The sequence below is a fragment of the Pseudoalteromonas sp. SWXJZ94C genome, assembly GCF_015864385.1.
Classification (GTDB): Bacteria; Pseudomonadota; Gammaproteobacteria; order Enterobacterales; family Alteromonadaceae; genus Pseudoalteromonas.
On the sequence record NZ_JADYXF010000087.1, the window covers coordinates 1 to 6216 of the forward strand.

Sequence of the window (6216 nt, forward strand, 5' to 3'; positions counted from 1 at the left end):
ACGCCTGCAAAATTGATGCAGGATCACTTGGCGGCTAAAGCCGCCTAAACGTTATGCACTTCAGATGTGAATCCGCGTGTTTATATCGCGTTAATTTTTGGTTTTATTATGTTAACTATGGAACAAGTGATTCGCTTTTTTCATACTTTTTAAACAGCCTTTTACTCTCTAAATTGAGAGCTCTAAAAATAAAATACACAAAAGGCTATCTATGACACACACAAAACCACACTTAATTTCCGCTGCGCTTTCAATTATATTACTAGGTTACTCTAACTTAAGTTTAGCGAGTATTGAATTAGCAAATATAGATACGGGTTCTAAAAAAACAAAAGTGGAACTTGGTGGCTACGCAAAAGTAGATGTTCGTCATGTATCTGGTGATATTGCTTATCAGGATTACTGGATAGGTAATTTTCCTGAAGGTGAAGCCGTTGATACGTCGCACACAGGGTTTAACGTTAAGGAATCAAGGCTTAACTTAAAAATACAACGCGGCGATGTTATTGGGTTTGTTGAGGTGGATTTTTACGGCGGTGGCGGAAACGAAGTTGTTAGTAATTCGTCAAACGATCGTTTACGTCATTTTTATATTCAATACAAAGATTGGTTAGCAGGGCAAACATGGTCAACCTTTATGCCTTTAGCTGCATTGCCTGAAACATTAGACTTTGGTGGTCCGCACGTAGGTGAGGTGTTTATTAGGCAAACGCAAATAAGGTACAGTCATGGTGGCTGGCAGTTCGCTATTGAAAACCCAGAAACAAACGGCGACGGTGATAACGGTACTGCGTCAAGTGCGGTTGGTGTTTCTGGGGCACAAGCCGATAAAGACGAATCAATTCCCGATTTTGTTGCGCGTTATAATTATAAAAAAGAGTGGGGCGAATTATCTATTGGTGCTTTATTAAGAAAGGTTGATCAGGGTGGTATAGATAAAACAGCAATTGCAGGTAATTTTTCGGGCAAAATTAAAACGTTTGGCAAAGATGATTTTCGCTTTCAAGTTAGTGTAGGAGAACCTGGTCGTTATGCTGCTGCAGGATTAACAAACGATATTGTAGTTAACGAGCGCGATGAAGTGGAAGTAGAAAAAACGACTGCATTTACTGTTGCCTATAAACATTTTTGGACAGGAACTTGGCGTTCAACCGCTTTTTATGGTGCGGCTAAAACGGATATAATTGAAAAGGATCGGGCTCATTGGGGAGTTAACTTAATAACAAACATAACAGACGATCTTAATGCGGGTATTGAGCTTGGGCAATATAAGATTAATGATGAAAATATTGACAGTATCAGCTCTAACTACTTTCAGCTTTCTGCTAAATATAGTTTTTAATATAAATAATAGGCGTGTTATTTAACAGTAATACGCCTGTTTTTTATGTAACGATTCTCGTAAATGCTCAACAAGCAGTTTTAATTTTTGATCAGGTTGCCTTACTTTAGGATAAACCGCATACATCCCCATTTTCTTTCGTGTAAAGCTTTGCAAAATCTGCGTTAACGTATTTTTTTGTAGTTCTTGATAAACGAGAGCTTGCGGTAAAAAAGCAATACCTAAGTCGCTAAGCGCGGCTCGTTTAATTGCACTGAGATGGTTACTATGAAAGCGACCATGTATGGGAAGTAGCTGCTCCGCTTCATCAATATACAATGGCCATATGTCATTACAGGTATTATCGAACTTATATACTAAGCACTCATGACTTTGTAGTTGTTCAGGGGTTTGCGGTACACCATATTGTTTTAAATAGTTTGGTGTGGCACATATTACCCATTGGCTATCTATTAGTCGCCTTGCAATGAGTGATGAGTCTTCAAGTTCGGCTGTTCTAATAGCAAGATCATAACCTTCCTCAATTAAATCAACCAATCTATTCGTAACTTGTAAATCTACGGATATTTCAGGGTGCTTTTTACAAAATTCAGCAATCGACTCACTCAATGCTAAATTTGCTGATACAACGGGCATTGTTATTCTTATATTGCCTTTCATGTCATCACCGTAACCAGTTACGGCATTTTCGGCTTCTTGAAATGCAAATTTAACAATTTTAGCTTTGTTATAAAGCGTTCTTCCTGCATCGGTAAGGCTGAGCTTTCTGGTCGTTCTGTAAAGAAGTTGGGCATTTAAGCTTTCTTCTAATCTTGCAATACGCTTACTTACGACTGAATTAGTTAATGAAAGCTTCTCTGCTACTTTAGAAAATGACCCATCATCAACAACTTGGACAAATAAAACCATGTCATCTGCCTTTGCCATACTTGTTCCCCAATTAGTGTAATGCGCTTGTTATTATGGCAAAAAAGGAAAATAAGATTGCCTTTACATGCAATATATCAATTTATTTACAAGGAGTAGAGTGTATTAAATCTGTCTTGGTCGCAATAAAATCATAAAAATAAACTCTAAATGGTTTTAACAGGGCAGTCACACACACAACAAAAAGAGGATACAATTTTGAGTCAAACAATATATGGATTATTGGCATTACTGCCAATTGTTCTCAGTGGTATTTTGCTAATAGGTCTGCAATGGTCTGCAAAAAAAACAATGCCAATAGTGCTCGCGGTTACTGCTGCAATTGCTATTTTTATATGGGATATGACCCTTAATCGGGTTTCATCATCAATTATTCAGGGGTTTGTGATCACAGTCTCAGTGTTATGGATTGTGTTTGGTGCCCTGTTTTTACTTAATACATTAAAACATACCGGCGCAATAGCGGTTATTCGTGCTGGTTTTACAAATGTATCGCCAGATCGACGTGTTCAAGCCATTATTATTGCATGGTGTTTTGGTACTTTCATTGAAGGTGCATCAGGATTTGGTACGCCAGCAGCAATAGCCGCACCATTAATGGTTGCTATTGGCTTTCCTGCACTGGGTGCTGTTTTAATGGGTATGATGATCCAAAGCACGCCTGTATCGTTTGGTGCTGTGGGTACACCTATTGTTATAGGTGTAAGTAAAGGATTAGATACAACGGCAATTAGCGCTCAATTAGCACAAGAAGGTATGTCGTGGGATGCTTTTTTACAGCTAATAACCAGCCAAGTAGCCATTCTTCATGGAGTTATTGGTACATTCATGCCCCTTTTAATGGTGATGATGTTAACTCGGTTTTTTGGTAAGAATAAAAGCTGGAAAGAAGGATTTGCTATTTGGCCATTCGCTATTTTTGCGGGGCTAGCATTTACCATTCCCTATACATTAACAGGTATCTACCTCGGTCCGGAGTTTCCTGCTCTTATTGGTGGTTTGGTCAGTGTTGCTATTGTTATTAACGCAGCTAAAAAAGGCTTTTTAATACCAAAAACAACGTGGGATTTTGCTCCAAAAAAAGACTGGCCAAGTGAGTGGATTGGCAAGCTTGTTGTTGATAGTGATAATAATACACTTACATCTGGCAACAAAAGTATGTCGCCTATTATGGCGTGGTTTCCTTATTTATTAGTTGCTTTATTACTTGTTTGCTCAAGAGTATTTGTAGAGCTCAAAACATTACTTACAGATGCGACACTAAATTTTTCATCACTTTTAGGTGAAGCTGATATTAGCGCTGGTTTTAGCCCTTTATATTTACCCGGTGGGCTATTATTGATAAGTGCTTTATGTGCTGCGGGGCTTCAGTCTAAAAAGCCAGTTAGCGCCTTAAAAAATGCATTTAGTGAATCAGGTAAAACGGTATTAGGTGCTGGCTTTGTACTTATTTTTACTATTCCGATGGTAAGGATATTTATTAACTCTGGTGTTAACTTATCAGACATGGCGAGTATGCCAGTAGCGAGTGCCGAGTTGTTTGCTGGTGTTTTTGGAAGTGCTTTTCCATTAATTAGTTCTACAATCGGTGCATTAGGTGCTTTTATTGCGGGTTCAAATACAGTGTCCAACATGATGTTTAGTCAATTTCAATATGAGGCAGCTATGAGCTTACATATTTCACCTTCTTTAGTCATAGCATCTCAAGCGGTAGGAGCTGCAGCAGGTAACATGATTGCAATACATAACGTAGTGGCTGCCTCTGCAACAGTTGGTCTACTTGGTATGGAAGGTGCGACACTTAGGCGCACTATTTTACCTACAATTTATTACGTGCTTTTTAGTGGCGTAATCGCTATGACCGCAATTTACATTTTTGGTTTTCAAGGACCCTTAGTATCATGAGTAATAAGCAAACACAGGATTCGGGCTGTAATACTTTCACATCAAAAAGTACTTCTCAAAACGTACTTAGCTCAGATCAAGTTTTAGCTAAACTAACCAATATACTTGGTGCGAATAATTTACAGGCTGATCCAGAAAAAAATGAGCACTATAGAATGGGCTGGCGTTCTGGTGGCGGAAGCGCTTTAGCGGTTTTGTTTCCGCAAAGCTTATTGGAAATTTGGCGCAGTTTAGAGGTTTGCGTTGAGGGCAACTGCATTATAATAATGCAAGCAGCAAAAACGGGGTTAACAGAAGGATCGACCCCAAGTGGGAATGATTACGATAGACCCGTTGTGGTTATTAATACATTAGCGATGGATCAACTATTTTTGGTTAATAATAACGAGCAGGTTATTAGTTTACCAGGTGCTACCTTGCATCAACTTCAAAGCCAGCTTAATACTGTAAATAGAGCGCCTCACTCTATAATTGGTTCCTCTACCTTAGGTGCATCTATTATTGGTGGTGTTTCTAATAACTCTGGTGGAGCACTTGTTAAAAGAGGTCCTGCTTATACTGAGCTTGCTTTATTTGCACAAATAAACGAACACGGTGAGCTCATACTCGTTAATCACCTTGAAGTAGAGCTTGGTAATTCCCCAGAAGAAATACTAACTAACTTACAAACAGGCAATTTTGATAAAACAAAATTACCAGTAAGCGACAAGCTTGCATCCGATAGAGAATATATAGCAAGAGTAAAAGATGTTAACGCTAGTACGCCAAGTCGTTTTAATGCCGATAAGCGAAGACTTTATGAAGCTAGTGGCTGTGCAGGTAAACTTGCAGTATTTGCAGTACGTCTTGATACCTATCCAACAGCTGAAAAAGAGCAAACCTTCTATATAGGTAGTAATAGTGTTAGTGAGCTTGCTCAGTTAAGAAAGCAAATCTTATTAACGTTTAAAAACACCCCTGAAGTTGGCGAGTATATGCATCGAGATATATTTGATGTATCTGCTAAATATGGCAAAGATACCTTTTTAAGCATTAAACACTTAGGGACGGATGCATTACCTAGATTGTTTTCTATAAAAGGACGTATAGATTCAAGACTTAATAAGTTGTCATGGGTACCAAAGCACTTTACCGACAAAGCAATGCAGCTCATAGCTAAAGTGTTCCCTCAGCATTTACCTAAAAGAATGCTCGAATACAGAGATAAGTATGAACATCACCTAATAATGAAAATGAGTGATGATGGTATAGAAGAAGCGCAAACTTTTTTAAAGCCATTTTTTGAAGCATCAAATACAGGTAACTATTTTACGTGTAATAAGGAAGAGTCAGAAAGTGCTTTTTTACATCGCTTTGCAGCTGCGGGTGCTGCACTAAGGTACGAAGTTATTCATGAAAAAAAAGTGGGCGAAATATTGGCGCTCGATATAGCTATTCCGCGTAACGAACTCGACTGGCTAGAAACGCTACCAAACGAAATTTCCCAACATATAGAAAAGAAACTCTATTATGGTCATTTCTTCTGTTATGTTTTTCATCAAGACTACATATTAAAAAAAGGAACTGATGCCAAGCTTATTAAAAAGCAAATGCTGAAGTTACTTAATGAAAGAGGAGCTAAGTATCCTGCTGAACATAATGTAGGACACTTATACGAAGCTGAACCTGATTTACAAAATTTCTATAAAAGCCTAGATCCAACTAATACATTTAATCCAGGTATAGGAAAAATGCCTAAAAATAAACGCAACTGTTCTTGTTGTTTATAACGTACATTGCATAACGGTATTGAGCTTTTAAACGAAGAGATAGCTTAATACCGTTATTGTTGTAAATGCAGCCTGATTTTTGAGCATAAAACCCTATGCAGCCCTTTATTTGTATAGCTTTTATACTAAATTCATTTAATTGTCAAAAAGCTGAAATAAAGTATTGACCCTCACTCGTTTATCCCTATAATGCGACCCCACTGAGACGGGAAACGCCGAAGCATAGCAAGGCAGGAACTACTTAGAGAGTTAAATAAAACTTCGGTTTTAAAT

General features: G+C 38.1%; 4 protein-coding genes. 3 read left to right on the plus strand and 1 reads right to left on the minus strand.

Annotation, left to right across the window (positions count from 1 at the left end):
• The first annotated feature begins 211 nt into the window (after positions 1-211).
• Positions 212-1342: a DcaP family trimeric outer membrane transporter gene (locus tag I6F65_RS20680; protein ID WP_166112414.1), complete on the plus strand. Its 1131-nt coding sequence runs from the start codon at positions 212-214 to the stop codon at positions 1340-1342.
• Between the two features lie 21 nt (positions 1343-1363).
• Here the strand turns inward: I6F65_RS20680 and I6F65_RS20685 are convergent, their stop codons facing one another.
• Entirely contained in the window at positions 1364-2269 is a 906-nt protein-coding gene (locus I6F65_RS20685; RefSeq protein ID WP_024611283.1) for a LysR family transcriptional regulator, read from the minus strand.
• Positions 2270-2467: 198 nt separating this feature from the next.
• Between I6F65_RS20685 and I6F65_RS20690 the strand changes: the two genes are divergently transcribed.
• Positions 2468-4174 carry an L-lactate permease gene (locus I6F65_RS20690; RefSeq protein ID WP_166112408.1) on the plus strand — a complete coding sequence of 569 codons (1707 nt, stop codon included), beginning with the start codon at positions 2468-2470 and terminating at the stop codon, positions 4172-4174.
• The gene (gene dld / locus I6F65_RS20695) at positions 4171-5943 is read left to right on the plus strand and encodes a D-lactate dehydrogenase (RefSeq protein ID WP_197114708.1); all 1773 of its coding nucleotides are present in this window, start codon (positions 4171-4173) and stop codon (positions 5941-5943) included. Before I6F65_RS20690 ends, dld begins: the two co-directional genes overlap by 4 nt.
• Positions 5944-6216 lie beyond the last annotated feature (273 nt).